This window comes from Kitasatospora sp. NPDC005751 (genome assembly GCF_040630835.1).
In the GTDB taxonomy this organism is placed as follows: Bacteria; Actinomycetota; Actinomycetes; order Streptomycetales; family Streptomycetaceae; genus Kitasatospora.
This window is the reverse complement of the sequence record NZ_JBEXYC010000065.1, coordinates 20,070-38,734: the sequence shown is the minus strand read 5'-3', so window position 1 is coordinate 38,734 and position 18,665 is coordinate 20,070. Positions and strand designations below refer to the sequence as shown.

The following is an 18,665-nucleotide window of genomic DNA, read 5'->3' as shown; positions in this document are numbered from 1 at the left end:
CCGCGCCGAGGACCTCGGTCTGGAGAACCCGGGACACCCACTGCTCGGCGCGGCCGTCACCCTGCCGGCCACCGGTGGCGTGGTCCTGACCGGGCAGCTGTCACTGGCCGCGCAACCGTGGCTGGCCCAGTCGCTCCTCAGGGACCGGGTCATGGTCCCCACGGCGGCGCTGGTCGAGATGGCCGTGCGCGCGGGCGACGAGGTCGGCTGCGGACGGGTCGAGGAACTGACCGTCGAGATGCCGGTCGTGCTGCCGGAGCGCGGCGGCGTGCGCGTCCAGGTGACCGTCGGGGAGAGCGGTCCCGCCGGGCGGCGGGAGGTCGCGCTGTTCGCGCGGGCGGACGACGGGGAGTGGGTGCGGCACGCGTCCGGCACCCTGGCCCCGGACGAGCCCGGCGAGCCGGCCGGCCACTCCGGACCGGACACGGCGGCGTGGAGCGTGCAGTGGCCGCCGGTGGGTGCCGAGGCGGCCGACGTGGACGCGATGTACGCACGGCTGGCGGCGGCCGGGCTCGGCTACCGGCAGGCGGTCCGGGCCGCGTGGCGGCGCGGCGACGAGGTGTTCGCCGAGGTGGCGTCGGCCGAGGGGACCGAGGTGTCCGGGTTCGGGGTGCACCCCGCCCTGCTGGACGCCGCGCTGCATCTCATCGGCCTGGAACAGGCCGCCGAGGAGGGCCCGCTGCTGCCCCTCGGGTGGGCCGACGTGACGGTCCACGCCTCGGGCGCCCCGGCGGCGCGCGTACGGGTGGCGCCGTCGCCCTCGGGTGAGGGCGTCTCGGTGGCCCTGGCCGACCAGTCCGGACAGCCGATCGTCTCGGTCGGCTCGGTGGTGCTCGGAGCGCCGGCCGTCGGCTTGCTGGACCGGGCCGCGGGGGCGGTCGGTGACGGACTCTTCCGGGTGGACTGGGTGCCGGTCGCCGCGCCGGAGACGGCCGGCGAGCCGGGTCGGGCGTGGGCGGTGCTGGGCGACGACGGTGGCCTGGCCGTGCCCGGCGCCGCGGCGTACGCGGACGTGGCGGATCTGGTCGCCGCGGTGGAGGCGGGGGCTGCGGTCCCGGATGTCGTGCTGGTCTGCGGCGTTCCCGGAACAGCATCCTTCGGAACAACCACCGGCGAAGGCGCGGACGACGTCCCGGCCGCGGCGCGGGCCGCCGTGCTGCGTGTGCTGGCAGTGCTCCGGGACTGGCTGGCGGCGGGCTCGCTCGACGGGACGCGGCTGGTCGTGGTGACCGAGCGCGGTGTGGATGCCGGCTGCGGCGCGAGCGTGCGACTGGACAGCGCGGGCGTGGTCGGACTGGTGCGGGCGGCGGCCGGTGAGCATCCGGAGCGGATCGTGTCGGCGGACGTGGCGGAGCTGGCGGGCTCCGGGCCGCTCGTCGTGGCCGGAACGGCGCTGGGGGAGGCCGGGTTCGCGGTGCGGGACAGCACCGTGCGAGTGCCGCGCCTGACGCGTGCGGCCGATCAGGACCGGCAGGAGCCGGGCGAGCAGGCCTCCAACCGGAACGACCGGAACGACCAGAACGACCGGAACGACCGGAACAACCAGAACGGCCGGGACGACCGGCACCGGCTCCACGCCACCGACCGCCCGCGCACCGTCCTCGTGACCGGCGCCTCCGGTGCGCTGGGCGGTCTGGTCGCCCGGCACCTGGCGGCGAGCGGACAGGCCGGACGGCTCCTGCTGGCCTCCCGTCGCGGCCCGGCCGCCGCCCAGCTGTCCGCGCTGGCGGCCGAGTTGGCCGGTGCCGGGACGAGCGTGCGGGTGGTGGCGTGCGACGCCGCCGACCGCGCGCAACTGGCGGGCGTACTGAACGGCGAGCCGCTCACCGGGGTCGTGCACACGGCGGGCGTTCTCGACGACGGTGTCGTGGGCTCGCTCACCGACGACCGCGTCGAGCGGGTCATGCGGCCGAAGACCGACGCCGCCTGGCACCTGCACGAGCTGACCCGCCACCTGGACCTGGACACCTTCACCCTCTTCTCCTCGGTGGCCGGTGTCTGGGGCACCCCGGGGCAGGCCAACTACGCGGCCGGCAACACCTTCCTGGACGCACTGGCCGCCCACCGGCGGCACGAGGGCCTGCCCGGTGTGTCGCTGGCGTGGGGCCCCTGGGAGCAGGGCATGGCCGGTGAGCTCACCGAGGCCGACCGCCGTCGGATGGCCCGGCAGGGCCTGAAGCCGCTGTCCGCCTCCGAAGGGCTCGCGCTGCTCGACGCGGCCGCGCACTCCGTCGACCCCCTGCTGGTCGCGGCCCGGCTGGACCTGCCCGCGATGCGTCGCCCCGGGAGCGTCGTGCCGGCGCTGGTGACCGGGCTCGTCCGCCCCGGTCGGCGCTCGGTGGGGCGCGGGGCCGGTCCGGAGGGCGGGAGGAGCCTCCTGAACCAGCTGGTCGCCCTCCCGCCGGAGCAGCTGGAGGGCGCGGTCCTGAACCTGGTGCTGACCCAGGCGGCCCTGGTGCTCAGCCGGCCGGGCTCCGAATCCATCGAGGCCGGCCGGTACTTCCGTCAGCTCGGCTTCGACTCGCTGACGGCGCTGGAGTTCCGCAACCGGATCAGCGGCGCCCTCGGGCTGCGGCTGCCCGCGGCGGTGGTCTTCGACTACCCCACCCCCGCGGAGCTGGCCCGGTACCTCCGGGACCGGGTCGCCGAGCAGGAGATCGACTACGAGCCGGTGCTGGGCGAGCTCGACCGGCTCAAGTCCCTGCTGACCGCGATCGCCCGGCGGGGCGGCGGCCAGAACGCGAAGATCACGAGCCGTCTCGAACTGCTCCTGGAGGAGTTCCGCGGTGCGGACGCGAACGGCGCGCCCTCCGACGAGGACATCATCGGGGCGACGGACGACGAGATCTTCGACCTGATCGACAAAGAGCTGGGGATCTGAGCGGTCGGGCAGCAGCGGGAACGCCGGCGGACCCAACGGACTGGTAACGGGTAGAGGAGTGACGTGATGATTTCCGCGGAAGGGCGTACGCCTGCGGATCCGGCTGACGACGCGGGAGTCTCCCCCAGGGAAGAGGCGCTGTGGCTGCTGGAGTCGCTGGTGCCGGGCACGCCCGTGAACAACGTGTCCGCGGCGTTCGCCGTCGCGGGCCGGCTGGACCCGTGGCGGCTGGACGCGGCGCTGGCCGTCGTGCTGCGGGGCCACGCGGCCCTGCGCACCGTCTACCGCGCCGACGGCACCCGGCTGACCAAGCGGGTGGTCGCCGCGGCTGACTTCCGGCTGGAGCTCGCCCAGGTCGTGCTCGCGGGCGAACCCGGCGAGGCCGACCTGGCATCGGTGGCCGCCGTGCCGTTCCGGCTGGACGGGGGGCCGATGCTGCGGGCGGTGCTCCTCCGCTCGCCGGAGTCGGACGTCCTCTGCGTCACGGCGCACCAGCTGGTCTTCGACGAGGTGTCCGTCCCGGTGTTCCTGGCGGACCTGGCATCGGCCTACGAGAACGCCGACGCCGCCGCCGACACCGAGAGGAACGCAGCGCCCGCGCCCGTGCCCGGCTGGACCGAGCCGGACCCGACCCCGGAGAGCCTCGCCCACTGGCGCGCGGAGCTGGCGGGCGCGAGCACCGGCACCATGGAGCTGGCCTGCACCGAGCCGGAGCCGGACCGCCCGACGCTGGCGGCGGCGCAGCTCGACCGCACCCTGCCGCCCGGTACGGTGGCCGGGGTCCGCCGCCTCGCCGAGGACCTCGGCGTCCCGGAGTCCGCCGTCCTGCTGGCCGCCTACTACGTGCTGCTGGAGGCGTCCGGCGCCGGGCCCGACCTGCTGGTCGGGTGCCCGGTCGATCTCCGGCCGCCGCACGCCGCCCGCACGATCGGGTACCACGTGACCCATGTGCCGCTGCGGCTGCGACTGGACCGCGCGGAGAGCGTCCGCGCGCTGGTACGCCGCAGCGGCGAGCGGCTGCGCACGGGCGCGGCGCACGCCGACGTGGCCGTGGACGCCCGGGCGGACCTCATGCCCGCGGCGCGGACCGGCCGGTGGTCGCTGCCCTTCCGGCACGTGTTCGACCACCGGACGGCCAGCGGCGCCGCGCCGGCCCTGGGCGGGCTGCCGGTCAGGCCGTTCGCCGTCGGGAGCGGCTTCGGCAAGTTCGACCTCCAGCTCTGCGCCACCTCGACGGCGGACGCCGTCTCGCTGCGGGCCGTGTACCGGACGGAGCTCTTCGAACGGGCCCATGCCGAGCTGCTGTTGGGCCGCTTCGAGGCGGTGCTGGCCTCCTTCGCCGAGGACCCGGACCGCGCGGTCGGCGACGTGCGGTGCTGGAGCGACCGGGACCACGCGATCATCGGCGCGGCGAACGACACCGCCCGGCCCGTGCGGCCCGGCTCCGTCCTGGAAGCCGTCCACGCCCAGGTCCTGCGCTCGCCCGACGCGGTCGCCGTCGTCGAGGGCGACCGTTCGGTGCGGTACCGGCAGCTGTGGAGCGCGGCGCACGCGATGGGCGCCCTCCTCCGGGGCGCCGGGGTCCGGGCCGGCGACGTGGTGGCGACGGCCCTTCCGCGCGGGCCCGAACTGGTCGCGTCCGTCCTGGGGGCGTGGCTCGCGGGCGCGGCGTACCTGCCGGTCGACACGGCCCACCCCGAGGAGCGGATCCGCCACCAGCTCTCCGACTCCGGCGCGAAGGTGCTGGTCGCGGGCCCGGCCGGGGCCACGGACGGGACCGGTGGCCCGGAGCAGGCGGCCGGGACCGGCCCGGTGGTGCTGACCGCGCCGGCCGTCGAGGACGCGCCGGACCGGGTGCCGGCCGAGGCCCGGCCCGCGGCGGTGGATCCGGCGGCCTGCGCGTACCTGATGTACACCTCGGGCTCGACCGGCCTGCCCAAGGGCACGCTGGTCGACCACGCGGCGCTGGCCAACGTGGTCGCGCACTTCGCCGAGCAGTTCGGCGCGGCGGCCGGGGACACGACGCTGTGGACGACCACCTTCGCGTTCGACATCTCCGGCCTCGAACTGTTCGTGTCGCTGAGCTCCGGTGGCCGGCTGGTGGCCGCCCCCGACCGGGCCAGGAGCGACGGCCGGGTCCTGCGGGAGCTGATCGAGCGGTACGGGGCACGGTTCGTCCAGGCGACGCCGACCACCTGGCGGCTGGTGATCGACCGGGTGGCGGACTGCCTGCGCGGCCGCGGCGTCGTCGTGGGCGGCGAGCCCGTGCCGCTGTCCCTCGCCCGGCGGCTGGTGGCGGCCGGCTGCGTGCTGCACCACGCCTACGGGCCGACCGAGACGACCATCTGGTCGACGTCACGCGTCGTCACCGAGGCGCCGGCCGGCCGCCTGGACGTCGGCGCGCCCATCCGCAACACCCGGGTCCACGTGCTCGACCGCCACGGCCGCGAGCTGCCGGTCGGCGTCCGCGGCGAGCTCTGCATCTCGGGCGTCGGGGTGGCGATCGGGTACCACGGCCGGCCGGACCTCAACGCCCAGCGCTTCGGCGAGCACCCCGGGTTCGGCCGGTTCTACCGGACGGGCGACGTGGCCTGCTGGCGCGCGGACGGCCTGCTCGACCTGTTCGGCCGCAGCGACCGGCAGGTCAAGCTCCGGGGCAACCGCATCGAACTGGGCGAGATCGAGGCGACCCTGCTGGCGCACCCCGAGGTCGGCGGCGCCGCGGTGGTCATGGTCGGCGACCCGAGCGCGGACGCCGTGCTGATCGGCTGCCTGGAGCCGGCCGCCGGGCCGATCGACACCGGGAGCGTCTGGGCGCACGCCCGCGCCCGGCTGTCCCGGTCGATGCTGCCGGGGGACCTCGTGACGGTCGACTCGCTGCCGGTCAACGGCAGCGGGAAGGTCGACTACCCCGCGCTGCAGCGGATGGTCGAAGCCCGGCGCGCGGCCGCCACCCGGTCCGGCCCGGACCGCCCGGAGCGGCGCGACGTCGACGACCTGACGGCCGAGCTGACGGGGCTGTGGCGGAGCATCCTGCGGGACGAGGCGCTCGACGCCGACACCGACTTCTTCGCCAACGGCGGGAACTCGATGCTCGCCGCGCTGGCGATGCAGGAGTTCCAGAACATCAGCGGGGTGTCGGTCAGCCTGGCCGAGGTGTTCGAGCGCCGTACGCCGCGCGAACTGGCCGCCGCCGTCCGGGACTCGGCACGGGCGCAGGCGCCGGCCGGCTGACCGTCCCGCGCACACGGCAGCGGCCCTGCGGGAGGACATCCCGCAGGGCCGCTGCCGTGTGCTGTCCGGCTGTCCGGCTGCCCGGTGCTCAGTCCTCGCCCTGCCCGTCGGCGCCGAGGTAGGTGAGGACGGCGCGGACCCGGCGGTTGGTGTCGTCGTCGTTGGCGAGCCCGAGCTTGGCGAAGATCGCCGTCGTGTACTTGCTGATGGAGCCCTCGCTGAGGAACAGCTGGTTGGCGATCGCCGTGTTGGAGAGCCCCTCGGCCATCAGCGCGAGGACGGAGCGCTCCCGTTCGGTGAGGGTGGCGAGCGGGTCGGCCCGCATCGGCCGGCCCAGCAGCTTGGCGACCACCGTGGGGTCGAGCGCGGTGCCGCCGTCGGCCACCCGCTGGACCGCGTCCATGAACTGGTTGGCGTCCAGGACACGGTCCTTGAGCTGGTAGCCGATGCCGCCGTGGCCGTCGGCGAGCAGCTCGCGCGCGTACAGCTGCTCCACGTGCTGGGAGAGGATCAGCACCGGCAGGCCGGGGACGACCCGGCGGGCGGAGAGCGCGGCCTGGAGTCCTTCGTCGGAGAACGTCGGCGGCAGCCGGACGTCCACGATCGCCGCGTCCGGTTTGTGGGTGACCAGCGCGTCGAGCGCGGCCGGCCCCGAGTCGACGGCCGCGACGACGGTGTGGCCGTACGCCTCGACGAGGCGCACCAGCCCGTCGCGGAGCAGGAAGAGGTCTTCGGCTACGACAATTCGCACGGCACCGCCACGGTGATACGAGTGGGTCCACCGGCCGGGCTGTCGATCTCCAGACGTCCGCCGAACGCCGCCATGCGGCGCTCGATGCCACTCAGCCCGGACCCTGTGGATGCGGCCGCTCCGCCGATTCCGTCGTCGCTCACGGTAGCAGTCAGCAACCGTGCCGCGTAGTTCAGTTCGACCTTGACCCGTTCGGCGCGGGAGTGCTTCGCGACGTTCGCCAGCAGTTCCGCGACGGAGAAGTAGACGGCCGACTCGACGGGGCGTTCGGGCCGGGCCGGCACCTCGCTGAAGACGTTGACCTTCACCGAGGAGTCCAGGGCCAGGGCCCGCAGGGCGTCGACCAGTCCGCGCTCGGCGAGGACGGGCGGGTTGATGCCGCGGACGAGCGAGCGCAGCTCGGCGAGCGCGGTGGCGGAGGTGGCCCGGGCCTCGGCGAGGATCGCCTTCGCGGCGTCGGGGTTGGTGTCCACCAGCTGCTCGGCGGCGCCCATCGACATCCCCATGGCCACCAGCCGGGCCTGGGCGCCGTCGTGCAGGCCCCGTTCGATGCGCTCCAGCTCGGCGGCCTGGGTCTGGGTCAGGTCGGCGCGGATGGCCTCCAGCTCCTCGACCCGCCGCCCGAGCCGGGTGCTCGGGACCGGCCCGAGGAACCGCCGGGCCATCGGGCCCAGGATCCGCCAGGCGAAGGGGGCGCCGACCAGGCCGGCCACGATCACGGCGACGCCGTAACCGGTGAGGGTGGGCGTCAGCGCCATGTAGCCGCCGTAGCCCAGCGCGAGCAGCGGCAGGGCCGCGACCGGGAGCACGGTGACCGAGGCGACCAGGGACCAGACGCCGTCCCAGTGCAGCTGCGGGTCGTGGAACCGGGCGTGCACCTTGGCCCGCCGGCGGGCCTCCCGCTCGGACTTGTGGTACTCGTGACCGTCCCACCAGAAGCCCGTGGCCATCCTGGTGACCGGCGGGACGGGGCGGTAGGCCACCCGGATCTCCAGGTCGAGCCACTTCTCCGCGCAGTGGCGCGCGCCCCTGGCGAGGGCCCGGCTGGTCAGCGGGTGGACCACCCAGAGCGACACGGCGACCCAGAGGACCACCACCAGGGTCTCCCCGAGGGTGGCCAGCGCGCGGACGGCCAGCGGGGCGGACAGTCCGTCGGACCAGGAGTAGGCGAGGGCGGAGCCGGCCACCGCGACGGGCACGGCGACCAGGGCCATCACACAGGTGAGGCCGGTCAGCACGACGGACCGGTACAGCCCGAGCCCGATCCCGGCGCCCCACCGCAGGGGATTGCCTCCGAGCGGTATCCGCATCTGCCAGTTCCTTTCGCAAGGGTGATCATTGTGTCAGCCGGGCGCCGGTTCCTCAGGCGGTACCTGCGAACGTACGCCGGGCGGGTCCCCCACCGGGGCTGCCGGTACGCCACGCGCGGGGGTGTCCCGCGCGCACCGGGGGCCCGGACGCCGGATGGCCGGATGCCCAGGGGGGTCCGGCCATCGGAGGGGCGGAGCAGGTCCTCAGCACGTCACTTCTTGTCGGGGGCGGGGAAGACGGCGCTCAGCGCGGAGCCGCGGGTGAGGACGGCGACGCCGATCAGGGCCAGCGCGGACAGGCCCTGGAGGACGGCGTACCAGACCGGGCAGAGGCCGGGGATCAGGTCGACGACGATGATCGCGATCGGCATGATCGTGGAGAGGGTGCGCACCCGGTCGAAGGCCTTGTAGGAGCCCTGGGCGGCGCGGGCCGTCATCCGGTGCAGCAGGAAGGTGATCAGGAAGAGGATCGCGCCGCGGATCCACATGAACGGCGAGGCCTCGTGGCCGGTGAACGCCATGACGGCGACCGTGCCCAGGACGATGGCGCCGACGGCGCCGAAGAGCGTGATGCACTTCTTCACGGTGTCGAATGCGTCCTGCGTGCGGGACTCGCCGAGCTGCGCCGCCGAGGCCGTGATGTCGCTGGTGTTCGCCATGGTTCCTGCTCCTTCGTGTCGTTGTGCTAACGACATTACGGATCGCCGGCCCGCCCCGACATGGGTCTGTCCGTACGGGTGGGTGGGTCTGGACCCACTCCCCGCGGAGCCCTCCCGAGCAGGCCGTTCGACTGTTCAACTGCCGCACGGCCAAGGGCGATTGGGATTGTTACGATCATGCGCAAGGCCAGGGCCGGGTGCGCTCCCCCGAAGCACCCGGCCCTTCCCTCTTCCGGCCGGGCCGACCCGGCCCCGGGGGAGAGCGGAACCACCGCGCGCGCCTCGTCGAGGGACGTCGAGGAACCGAGACCGGAGAAGAACAGGAATCCCGAACCCCAGAGAAGTGAGGGTGATCATGAACGACAACGGTGCACCCAACGTGTTCCTCACCGGCGCCCCCGTGCTCACCGGTGCGGAGCGGCTGCGCCATGTGGCGGATACCGGTGCGACCAAGGTGAAGGTCCCGCTCGGCAACCGCTACGAGCACTTCGAGGCCAGTTCCGAGACCACTCTCGTCGACGACCGCGAGCTGCGGGTCTTCGTCTGGACCCACAGCACGTACGTGGCCGAGTAGCGCGACCGGGACGCCGAACGACCCGCACGTCGACGGCGTACGGCAGAGCGGAACCGTGCACCGGAGCCGTGCACCGACCGGGACCGTCCGGTCGGTGCACGGCTCCGGCGTGTCCGGGGTCCGCGGGCGGCCGGCGTCGATCGGCCGGCGAACGGTCGGCGAGCCGGCGGAGCGCGGCGGGTGCGAAGGCCCGGCGGGATGGACGGCGAAGGCCCCGCAACCGCCCGGACGTGCCGGGCGGTTGCGGGGCCGGAGGGCCATGGAGGCCCCGCGGGGCGGGAGTCGCCGGGGGGTGCGGCCGGACCGTCAGCCGGCGGTCCGGGCGCCCGCACCCCGGAAGTGCTCGACGAGGACCTGCATGACGTCCTTGCTCCGCTCGCTGATGAAGAAGTGCCCGCCCTCGAACACCCGCAGGTCGAGCTCCGCCGTCGTGTGCTCGGCCCAGGCCTTCGCCTCGTCCAGGGTGGTCTTGGGGTCGTTGTCGCCGGTCAGCACGGTGATCGGGCTGTTCACCGTGATCCCGGGCGCGCAGCGGTAGCCCTCGACCGCCGTGTAGTCGGCCCGGAGGGCGGGCAGCGCGGCCCGCATCATCTCCTCGTCCCCGAGCAGGGCCGACGCGGTGCCGCTCAGCCGGCGGACCTCGGCCAGGATGGCGTCGTCACTGCGGAAGGTGTTCTCCTGCCGGACCGTCGACGGCGCGCGGCGCCCGGAGGCGAACAGCCGCACCGGAGCGTGCCCGTCAGCCTCCAGCCGACGGGTCAGCTCGAACCCGATGACGGCCCCCATGCTGTGGCCGAGGAAGGTGAGCGGGAGTTCCGGCTGGCGCCGGAGCACCTCGTAGAGGCGGTCGACGAGGGCCGTCAGGTCGTCGATGGCCGGCTCCATCCGCCGGTCCTGCCGTCCCGGGTACTGGATGGCGAGGACGTCGACCGCGGGGCTCAGTGCCGCCGAGACCGGAAGGTAGAAGGAGGCCGAGCCGCCCGCGTGCGGGAGGCATACGAGTCGGGCGGTCGCGTTTTCGGCAGGGTGAAAACGTCGGCACCACAGTTCATCTCCGGGCGAAGGCCGAGACATGCCACTCCAGAAGGTCGTCATACCGGATTGTCAATTGAACCCGAAGATAGCGAATTGCCGGAACGGCGGCAAGGAGATCGGCGGGCCCGGCCCCGCGTTATCCGCTCAACTGGCGAGCGGGCGGCAGTTGAACGGTGGCCGGGCGGCCGGCCGACTGGTATTCCTTTGGACCGAGGGAGCGTGGCTGCCTGTTGCGTTGCCCCGATGATCCCGGTTACTGTTCCAAAATACGCGGCGACATTGAGAGGTGACGTACGTGGGACACAAGTTCTCTCTGGTGCTCAGTCGGGAGATCTCCGACGAGGAATCGACGATCCTGCAGGACGCGGGTTTCGCCGGCGCGACTTTCTCGACCGATGCGCTTCCGACCAACGCGGAGGTCCCGGTCACGAGGATCGAGTTCGACGACGAGGTCGCGCCCTCCCTGGCCGAGGCCATCGAGTCGGCCCTGGAGACGGTGAAGACGGTTCCGGACCTCACGGTCCCGGGCCTCAGCGTCCCGGCGGTGCCGCAGGCGCCGGTCGAGGAGGCGGCCGCCGAGGCGGCCTAGCCTGTCGGCACGAGACGAAGAAACCGCCCAGGTGGCGGTGGGTGTGAGCGCGGCGGAGCTCCGGCCGAGGGTGAACTTTCGAGTCACCCCGACCGGAGCTCCGCCGCGTTTTCCGTGCGGCCGGCGGTCGGCCGCCGCGGCCACCCCGTGGAGCACCTCCGGCCACGCCGTGGAGCACCCCCTGCCACCCCGTCGAGCACCTCCGGCCCTCCCCGGGCAGGGGCCGGCCGCGGCCGGAGCAGGCCGGCAGGAGGGGGGAATCGGGGGGCCCTTACATCCGGTGAGGGGACCCCTATATCCCCAGGCGGAAGCTTCCGGGGCGGTGTCCGGGGCTGCTAGCGTGCGGTTCTGGTTAATCCGATCGAACGCTATTGACTTTTGGGGGTCGGTGCGACGTTCCTCCGGCTGCCGACCTGCCGGAACAGACAGCTTCCGCTTCCGCTGCAAATGACTCGACCGAGTTGTCATGGGGGTGCAGTATGGGACTTCTAGCCCACAGTGTCATGCCGCTCAGAATTGATGAGCACTGGATTGGCGAGTCGGAAATCGTCTCGGTTCCGATCATGCAGATCCTGCCCGGGGACTCACCGCGTCTGGAGGGTGAGGACAAGATTCACGTCCTGCGGCTGGCGGCGATCGAGAGTCCGCTGCCGCCGATTCTGGTCGACCGGCGGACGATGCGGGTGATCGACGGAATCCACCGGCTGATGGCGGCCTCCCTCAAGGGGCGCCACGCGATCGACGTCAGGTTCTTCGACGGCAGCAGCGAGGAGGCGTTCCTCAAGGCGGTCGAGTCGAACATCGAGCACGGCCTTCCGCTGTCGCAGGCCGATCGCAACGCGGCCGCGCTGCGGATCCTCAAGTCGCACCCCACCATGTCGGACCGCGCCGTCGCCAAGTCGACCGGACTGGGCGCCAGGGCGGTCGCCGAGCTGCGCCGCTCCTCCGACTGCGTGCCCGCCTCGAACTTCCGGGTGGGGCGCGACGGCAAGGTCCGACCGCTGAACGGCGCGACGGGGCGGCTGCGGGTGGCGGAGCTGATCAGGGAGAACCCCGAGGCCTCGCTGCGCCAGGTGGCCCGGTCGGCCGGCGTCTCGCCCGCGACGGCGCTCGACGTGCGCCGGCGGCTGGAGCGCGGGGAGGGTCCCGTGCCCTGTCAGCGGACCCCCGCCGGTACCCCGGCGGGCTCCGCCCGGGACCGGCAGCCGGACCGCACCCCGGTCGTCGTCGGTCCGCCCTCGACCGTCACGCTGGAGAAGCTCATGCGGGACCCGTCGCTGCGGCAGAACGAGCTGGGCCGGCGGCTGCTGCGGATGTTCAAGGAGAACGTGCTGGGCGCCAAGGAGATGTCGGACATCTGCGCGTCCGTGCCCTCGCACTGCATCGAGCTGATCGTCCAGCTCTCCCGTCAGAACTCCCAGATCTGGGAGGACTTCGCCCAGGAGCTGAACCGGCGGGCCCAGGTCGTCGCCGCCGAGTAGGGCGGCACCGGGCCGGACGGTGTCCGGGGGCGCCGCGGTCCGCGCGCCCCCGTGCGGGCTCAGGCGGAGCGCCTGCTGATCAGACCGAGGAACGCCTCCAGGGCGTCCTGGTCGACGCGGAGGTTCTCGGCCAGGACCTGGTGCCGCGCCAGCAGCGAGGTGACCTTCCCCAGTGCCTCGTCCGTGCCGGTCACCACGACGTGGTCGCCCTGGCGGTTGACGCCGCTGACCTCGGGCAGCCGCGCCAGCAGGCGGTGGTCGAACGGGGCGGACGGGCGGAACTGGATCCGCTGCCCGCTCCGGACGCGCTCCAGCAGCCTGGCCGGCGTGTCGGTGACGGTGAGCCGGCCCCGGTCGATCAGCGCGACCCGGTCGCACAGGCGCTCGGCCTCCTCCCAGGAACCGGTGACCAGCAGGATGGTGACGCCACTGGCGCGAACGGCCTCGATCAGCTCCCAGGTGTCTCGCCGCGACCGCGGGTCCAGCCCGGTGGTCAGCTCGTCGAAGACCGCCACCTTCGGGTTCCCGACCTGCTCCAGCGCGCTCGCCAGTACCTGGTCCGGACGCTGGTCCGGCCGACCGGACGCCGGACCGGCCACCTCGGTCCCGTTCCCGGTGGTCTCGGTCCCGCTCCCGGCGGTGAAGCCGAGCGCGTCCATGAGCCGCTGCCAGTCGCCGGGGTCGCGGTAGAACGAGCTGAAGAGCGACAGCGCCTCCGCGATCCGCGGGTGGTCGGGTGCCCGGTCGTCCTGGAGGCGGGCGTCGATCTGCCGCGTCACCCCGGTCCGTTCCGGCCGGGGATCGCGGCCGAGCACCTCGATCCGGCCGCCGTCCCGGTCCCGGAGCCCTTCGAGGCATTCCAGGATCGTGGTCTTGCCCGCACCAGCCGGCCCGAGAATCCCGAAGATCTCACCTTCCTCGACGGAGAAGGAGACGTCATCGACCGCGACCCGGTCACCGTACGTCTTGTGCAGGTTCCGCACCTCGATCACCACGGACATCGGTTGTCCTTTCGAATGCTGGCTGCGCGTGCCGGTGTCGGCCCGGACTGGAAAACCTACGGTTCGCCCGGCCGCCCGGCCACCCCGCTATGCCCCGTACGCAGTGGGCCTACCCCCACCGGCTTTCCTGACTGTTCGATTTCAAGACGCCCCAGGGATATCCCACCGAATCGATTCCGTGCACAAGACGACCGGTGGAATGGGCAGGAGGAGGGAAAACGATCGGAAATCGCCGAATCCGGGGGAGGGGCGAGTGTGCTCCCGGCGGATCGGTCGAACGGACCGGCGAGCGGAACGACCTCGGTGCACGAACCACGGGAAGGCGCGGGACCGGACACCGGGCGCCGGCCGTGCGGTGGCGAACCCCTGACTTCGCGACGGGCACCCCTGTTCCGGGGCCCGCGAACAGGGGTCCGGGCCGCCGCTACCCCTAAGGGGTGGCCGAGTGGCTCTTGGCCGCCGCCCGTGCGCCCTACTGTCGGAGCCGAAGGTCCCGGAGCGACCACCGCAGTGGACGGCGTCGAGCGGACGCTACCGAACCGACCGCCGGAGGAGCCGTGAGCAGCATGCCGTCCCCAGCGGCCGAGCGGCCGACGGGCCTGCCCGCCGTCGCCCGGGCGCGGGGGCACGCGACGGCCCTCGGCTGGCTGGCGGTGCTGGCCGTCCTCGTCCCGCCCGCGCTCGGACTGCTCGTCACGACCCTGCTCGGCTTCGTGCTCTGGTTCTGTCTCGGGGTCTTCCCACTGTTCCCCGCGGTCACCGGACTCACCAGGGCGGCGGCCGGCCTCGCCCGGCGGCTGGCCGGGGCGTGGTCCGGGGTGCCCGTGCCGTCGCCCTACCTGCCGCGCCCGGAGCCGGAGCGCCCGCCGCCCCTCCGGAGGACGACCGCGGGGGAGCACCAGCGGAGCGGCCGGCCCACCGGGGACACCCGCACCGTCCGCTGGCTCTGGACCGACCCGGCGACCTGGCGGGACTACCTCTGGGTGCTGCTGAACCCGCTGATCGGCGGCGCGACCGCCGCCGTCCCGCTGCTCCTGGTCGGCTGCGGCCTGGCCGGCCTCGCGCAGCCGGCCCTGCACACCGCCCTCCTCCCGCTGGACGGCGCCGACACCGCGCTCCTCGGCTTCGCCCTGGCGGCGGCCGGCCTCGGTCTGGCGGAGCGGGTGCTGCGCCTGCACGGCCGCTGGACCCGCGCCCTGCTCGGGCCCACCGAGCGGGCTGTGCCGACCTCCCTGCTCGGGCCCACCGAGCGGGCCGCGCCGACCGGCCGGGGCGGGCCGCCGGTCGGGGGCCGCCCGGACCTCGGCGAGGTCCGGGCTCCCGAACTGCGCCGGATCGAACGCGACCTGCACGACGGCGCCCAGGCCCGGCTGGTCGCGGTCGGCCTGCGCCTCGGCGCGGTCGGGGCGCTGATCGACCGCGATCCGCAGGCGGCGAAGGAGCTGGTGGCGGAGACCCAGGCGAACGTCGTCCGGGCCCTCCAGGAGCTGCGCGACCTGGTCCGGGGCATCCACCCCCCGGTCCTCGCCGAGCGGGGACTCGTCGTCGCGGTGCGCGCCCTCGCCCTGGACGTCCCGCTGAAGGTCGAGGTGCGGGCCGACGTCCCCGGCCGGGCCGAGGCGCCGGTCGAGTCGGCCGTCTACTTCGCCGTCAGCGAGGCGCTCGCCAACGCCGTGAAGCACGGCGGTGCCCGGCGCGCCAGCGTGGAGTTCTCGCACGCCGCCGGGCGGTTGCGGGCCGAGGTGGCCGACGACGGCCACGGCGGTGCGGACCCCCGGCTGGGCAGCGGGCTGCGGGGCATCCAGTGCCGGCTCGCCGCGTTCGAGGGCACGCTCACCCTGAGCAGCCCGCCCGGCGGCCCGACCCGGCTGACCATGGAGCTGCCGTGCGCGCTGTCCGCGCCCGGGGCCGCCACCTCGGGCGGGGCGGGCCGCCCCTGCCGCTGACCGCCCACGGGTTCGCGGCCGCCCCGGGCACCGGTCGCGAGAAATCCCGCACCTAAGCGGGGCTTTAGCGGTCCGCGCGACCATCGGGGCGTACGACGGGCCCGGTGTGCGGGACCCGCAGGACCGGAGACGACCCGAGGGGGGTGTCATGTCACGTTCCGTCAGCACCACCGGGCGCGCGCGGGCCCGGGCCGTCGTGCGCCGCGCTCCGGGGCGTCGACGGACCCCGCCCACCGCACGATCACCCGTCACCGCGCCGCCACCGTCACCGCGCCCTCCCGCAGGCGCGCGGCCCCGCAACGACCCACCCAGTTCTGGAGCGACGAGCATGACCGACCCGGGAAACTCCACGATCGGACCGCCGGTCGGCCGGCCCAGGCGGGTGGCCGCCCTCGACGGGTCCTGGGACGGGGTGCGCGCTGACCTGGCCGCGTACGGCACCGCCGTGGTCCACGCCGATCTCGCCGACCTGGTGCCCGTCCCGCCGGGCGGCGGGGAACCGCGCGGGCCGCTCGACCGGGACCGGTCGCGCTACCTGGACCTCGCCCACCCCGAGGTGCGCCACCGCCACGCCGCCTCCAGGGCGCTGCTCGAACACGCCGCCGCCGCCCTCCCGGACGGTGGCCCGGCCGCCCCGGAGCTGGCGTACGGCCCCACCGGCCGGCCGTACCTGCGCGGCTGCGACCGGGTGGACATCAGCCTCAGCCAGGCCGACGGCCTGCTGCTGCTGGGCATCACCACCCGGGGCCTGATCGGGGTGGACGCCGAGCCCGCCGAGCGCCCGATGCACCAGGGCGGCCTGAGCCGCCAGGTGTGCACCGCGTACGAGCTGATCACGCTGGCGGCGCAGGCCGAGGAGGAGCGCAACCCGGCCCTGGTGCGGCTGTGGACCCTCAAGGAGGCGTACCGGAAGGCGACCGGGCAGGGCATGCGGTTCGACTTCACGGAGTTCGGCTTCGGTCCGGACGGCCGGCCCGTCCCGGTGCGGCGACCCGACGGCAGCACCGGGACCGGCGAGGAGTGGGGGTTCCACACCTTCGAACTGGACAGCGGGTACCGGGTCGGCGTCGCGGTCTACGACGCCGGGCCCGACCCCCTCGAAGACATGAATATGACAACCGGGCCCGATCACGGCCGCGCGTGATGCGAGCCCGTGACCGGTCAGGCGGGCGGCTTCGGCGGCGGTTCGGCGCCCGCCGGACCCTTCCCGAGCAGACCCGCCATCGCCACGTTGTACCCGGCCTGGAAGCGGCTGGTGGCCTCCAGCTCCTCGGTGATCTCCGATATGTGACGACGACAGGTGCGCACCGACATGCCCAGCCGGCGTGCCACCATCTCGTCCTTGTAGCCCCGGGCCATCAGCCGGATGATCGACTGCTTGAGGTCGTCCGTGGTCGGGGTGTCGTAGACGAACGGGGTCGCGCTGTCCCACAGGTGCTCGAACACCGCGCAGAGGAAGGCCACCAGGGTCGGCTCACGGACGATCGCCGCGCCCGTCGACTCCTCCTCGTCCGCGGTGCGCACCGGCAGGAACACCGTCTCGCGGTCGTAGATCAGCATCCGGTCGATCACTTGGTCCGCGGTGCGGATCTCGGCACCCATCGCGGTGACGTCGCGGACGTACGCCTTGGTCGGGAGGTCGCTGCGGGCGGTGTGCTGGTAGATGGTGTGCATCCGCACCCCGCGCTCCAGCATGCCCTCGGCGGACTTGCGCGCGGCCGGCAGCAGCGTGGAGGGGCGGGCGCCGCCCGGCTGGACGGTGAGCACCTCCTTGCGACAGGTCTGCCCCAGGTGGTCGAGCATGTTCTGGATCGCGTCGACGTCGGTGACCACGTCGAACGCCTCGAACCGGTTGCGCAGCCGGCGGCCCTCGAAGTACAGGGGGCTGAGCGACAGCAACTTGCTGCGGACGTCGGTGACCGCCTGCCGCAGGTCGCGGATCTGATGCTCCGCCGGCCCGACCAGGTCGGCCGCGGCCACGTCCGGGCTGACCGGCACCAGGACGTTCGGGTCGCCCGGTCTCGGCTGCAGCAGGTGCATCAGCCGCAGCACCTGCTCGATGCGGCTGACCTCGGCCTCGTCCAGTTTCAGCACGGCGGCGATGGCATTCCGGTCGAAGCGGCCCGACTCGACGGCGTGTCCATAGGCGCTCGCACTCAGATCGTCTAGTTCGGCGAAGCCGGTCTGAAGCTGTGGGTGTCCGAACACTCTGAAGCCCCCGTCGGAATGCGAAGTTCCTGCCATGCAACTTTACGCCATGGTGATCCGCTCGGACCGGGCGTCGTCCGCGCGGCAGAGTAGAGCCCAGGCAAGCGGTGAAAGGCTGTGCGGCCGTCGCCCTGCCGGAGTTTCCGACCTGTTCCGACTGCTTGGGGGACAAGATGAAGGTCTCGACCATCAGGATTCGGGTGGCGGCGAAGAGCGCCCTGCTCGCGGTGGGTGTCGCAACCCTGCTCGGGCTCGGCCACAGTTCGGCCTCCGGCGTCGGTGTCACCGGCCCCGGAGACGACCGCTGGGGGATCACCCACCTCATACCGTCCCCCGTCGCGAGCGACGACTGGGGCCTGAAGAAGGAACTGCTCATCAAGGCCGCCGACGCGCGCCTGGGCTTCAAGGTCACCGCGACCGAGGACGACGACCGCTGGGGCTGATCCCCCGCGAACACCCGTCGGACCGGCCGGGGGTGCGGGGCAGTGCCCGGACGCCCCCGGCCCGGCCGGCGGCCGCCCGGCGGCGCCCCGCCCGCCGGCTGACGGACCACCGGGGCGGGCGCGGTGAGTCGTTCCCCGCCCGCCGTTCCGGGCCGCGCGCTCCACCCGTCGCCGGTGGGTCCGCCGCGGACCTGCCGGAGCGCGCCCCCGCCCGCCGATCGCGACCCGCTCCGAGCGCCCCGAGGTGTGTACTCCCTCGCCCCGGCGCTCGCGCCGCCGCCGGTGCCCTTCCCGGCCCGCGGCCCCCGCTCCGCTCTCCGGTCCCGGCCCGCCCGTCACGCACCGGGTGGCCCGGCGGCCAGCCGTCGAACTCCGCGCTGCCGCGGCCCGACCGGTCGTCGCCGCCGACGTGGGACGACCCGCCGGCGCGCGGCCCGGACCTGACGGCCACTCGCCCCGGACGCGGCGCCCGGCAGTCTCCCGCCCGCCGGTGCGCCGGCGCCCGGGTGCCACCCCTTCCCCGACACCCGCCGGAACCACCGCGTCCGGTCGC

Annotated in this window: 14 protein-coding genes; 8 read left to right on the top strand and 6 right to left on the bottom strand. The window is 74.0% G+C overall.

What is annotated here, in order from left to right; genetic code table 11:
* Both ABZ497_RS32430 and ABZ497_RS32425 read left to right on the top strand, forming a co-directional pair.
* The coding region (locus ABZ497_RS32430; protein WP_359810623.1) for an SDR family NAD(P)-dependent oxidoreductase at positions 1-2,881 on the top strand (2,881 nt) is incomplete at its 5' end.
* Between the two features lie 66 nt (positions 2,882-2,947).
* On the top strand, positions 2,948-6,115 hold the full coding sequence (locus ABZ497_RS32425) for an amino acid adenylation domain-containing protein (protein WP_359810620.1): 3,168 nt from the start codon (positions 2,948-2,950) through the stop codon (positions 6,113-6,115).
* Between the two features lie 88 nt (positions 6,116-6,203).
* Here the strand turns inward: ABZ497_RS32425 and ABZ497_RS32420 are convergent, their stop codons facing one another.
* The 3 genes from ABZ497_RS32420 to ABZ497_RS32410 all read right to left on the bottom strand — a co-directional run bounded on the left by ABZ497_RS32420 (position 6,204) and on the right by ABZ497_RS32410 (position 8,835).
* Positions 6,204-6,866, bottom strand: a complete 663-nt coding sequence (locus ABZ497_RS32420; protein WP_329490255.1) for a response regulator transcription factor — start codon at positions 6,864-6,866, stop codon at positions 6,204-6,206.
* Entirely contained in the window at positions 6,851-8,176 is a 1,326-nt protein-coding gene (locus ABZ497_RS32415) for a sensor histidine kinase (RefSeq protein WP_359810617.1), read from the bottom strand. The genes ABZ497_RS32420 and ABZ497_RS32415 overlap by 16 nt, the downstream gene beginning before the upstream one ends.
* Positions 8,177-8,388: 212 nt before the next feature.
* Positions 8,389-8,835: a hypothetical protein gene (locus ABZ497_RS32410; protein ID WP_329490257.1), complete on the bottom strand. Its 447-nt coding sequence runs from the start codon at positions 8,833-8,835 to the stop codon at positions 8,389-8,391.
* Between the two features lie 355 nt (positions 8,836-9,190).
* Between ABZ497_RS32410 and ABZ497_RS32405 the strand changes: the two genes are divergently transcribed.
* Positions 9,191-9,409, top strand: coding sequence for a DUF5988 family protein (locus tag ABZ497_RS32405; RefSeq protein ID WP_329490258.1), 219 nt, complete (start codon positions 9,191-9,193; stop codon positions 9,407-9,409).
* A 306-nt stretch (positions 9,410-9,715) separates the two neighbouring features.
* Here the strand turns inward: ABZ497_RS32405 and ABZ497_RS32400 are convergent, their stop codons facing one another.
* On the bottom strand, positions 9,716-10,483 hold the full coding sequence (locus ABZ497_RS32400; RefSeq protein ID WP_359810613.1) for an alpha/beta fold hydrolase: 768 nt from the start codon (positions 10,481-10,483) through the stop codon (positions 9,716-9,718).
* Positions 10,484-10,739: 256 nt separating this feature from the next.
* Here ABZ497_RS32400 and ABZ497_RS32395 point away from each other — a divergent pair, with 256 nt between their 5' ends.
* Together ABZ497_RS32395 and ABZ497_RS32390 are read left to right on the top strand one after the other, a co-directional pair.
* Positions 10,740-11,033 (top strand): hypothetical protein, encoded by a 294-nt coding sequence (locus tag ABZ497_RS32395; RefSeq protein ID WP_329490260.1) that lies wholly within the window; start codon positions 10,740-10,742, stop codon positions 11,031-11,033.
* A 563-nt stretch (positions 11,034-11,596) separates the two neighbouring features.
* Complete coding sequence (locus ABZ497_RS32390; RefSeq protein ID WP_359810609.1) at positions 11,597-12,514, top strand: transcriptional regulator; 918 nt, start codon at positions 11,597-11,599, stop codon at positions 12,512-12,514.
* Between the two features lie 59 nt (positions 12,515-12,573).
* Here ABZ497_RS32390 and ABZ497_RS32385 read toward each other — a convergent pair whose 3' ends face one another.
* Positions 12,574-13,515 carry an ABC transporter ATP-binding protein gene (locus ABZ497_RS32385; RefSeq protein WP_359810606.1) on the bottom strand — a complete coding sequence of 314 codons (942 nt, stop codon included), beginning with the start codon at positions 13,513-13,515 and terminating at the stop codon, positions 12,574-12,576.
* Between the two features lie 566 nt (positions 13,516-14,081).
* On the opposite strand from ABZ497_RS32385, the gene ABZ497_RS32380 reads away from it, so the two are divergent.
* On the top strand, positions 14,082-15,461 hold the full coding sequence (locus ABZ497_RS32380) for a sensor histidine kinase (protein WP_359810603.1): 1,380 nt from the start codon (positions 14,082-14,084) through the stop codon (positions 15,459-15,461).
* Positions 15,462-15,789: 328 nt separating this feature from the next.
* Positions 15,790-16,605: a 4'-phosphopantetheinyl transferase superfamily protein gene (locus tag ABZ497_RS32375; protein WP_359810600.1), complete on the top strand. Its 816-nt coding sequence runs from the start codon at positions 15,790-15,792 to the stop codon at positions 16,603-16,605.
* Positions 16,606-16,622: 17 nt separating this feature from the next.
* Here the strand turns inward: ABZ497_RS32375 and ABZ497_RS32370 are convergent, their stop codons facing one another.
* A complete protein-coding gene (locus tag ABZ497_RS32370; RefSeq protein WP_329490265.1) occupies positions 16,623-17,555 on the bottom strand; it encodes a LuxR C-terminal-related transcriptional regulator in 933 nt (310 codons plus the stop codon).
* 287 nt (positions 17,556-17,842) lie between these two features.
* Between ABZ497_RS32370 and ABZ497_RS32365 the strand changes: the two genes are divergently transcribed.
* Entirely contained in the window at positions 17,843-18,112 is a 270-nt protein-coding gene (locus ABZ497_RS32365; protein ID WP_329490266.1) for a hypothetical protein, read from the top strand.
* Positions 18,113-18,665 lie beyond the last annotated feature (553 nt).

What these genes read in the sequence shown, in the direction of transcription:
- ABZ497_RS32375 (WP_359810600.1), top strand. Translation starts at nt 15,790, where the DNA reads ATGACCGACCCGGGAAACTCCACGATCGGACCGCCGGTCGGCCGGCCC.
- ABZ497_RS32415 (WP_359810617.1), bottom strand. Translation starts at nt 8,176, where the DNA reads ATGCGGATACCGCTCGGAGGCAATCCCCTGCGGTGGGGCGCCGGGATC.
- ABZ497_RS32400 (WP_359810613.1), bottom strand. Translation starts at nt 10,483, where the DNA reads ATGTCTCGGCCTTCGCCCGGAGATGAACTGTGGTGCCGACGTTTTCAC.
- ABZ497_RS32410 (WP_329490257.1), bottom strand. Translation starts at nt 8,835, where the DNA reads ATGGCGAACACCAGCGACATCACGGCCTCGGCGGCGCAGCTCGGCGAG.
- ABZ497_RS32390 (WP_359810609.1), top strand. Translation starts at nt 11,597, where the DNA reads ATGCAGATCCTGCCCGGGGACTCACCGCGTCTGGAGGGTGAGGACAAG.
- ABZ497_RS32380 (WP_359810603.1), top strand. Translation starts at nt 14,082, where the DNA reads ATGCCGTCCCCAGCGGCCGAGCGGCCGACGGGCCTGCCCGCCGTCGCC.
- ABZ497_RS32425 (WP_359810620.1), top strand. Translation starts at nt 2,948, where the DNA reads ATGATTTCCGCGGAAGGGCGTACGCCTGCGGATCCGGCTGACGACGCG.
- ABZ497_RS32385 (WP_359810606.1), bottom strand. Translation starts at nt 13,515, where the DNA reads ATGTCCGTGGTGATCGAGGTGCGGAACCTGCACAAGACGTACGGTGAC.
- ABZ497_RS32405 (WP_329490258.1), top strand. Translation starts at nt 9,191, where the DNA reads ATGAACGACAACGGTGCACCCAACGTGTTCCTCACCGGCGCCCCCGTG.
- ABZ497_RS32365 (WP_329490266.1), top strand. Translation starts at nt 17,843, where the DNA reads ATGAAGGTCTCGACCATCAGGATTCGGGTGGCGGCGAAGAGCGCCCTG.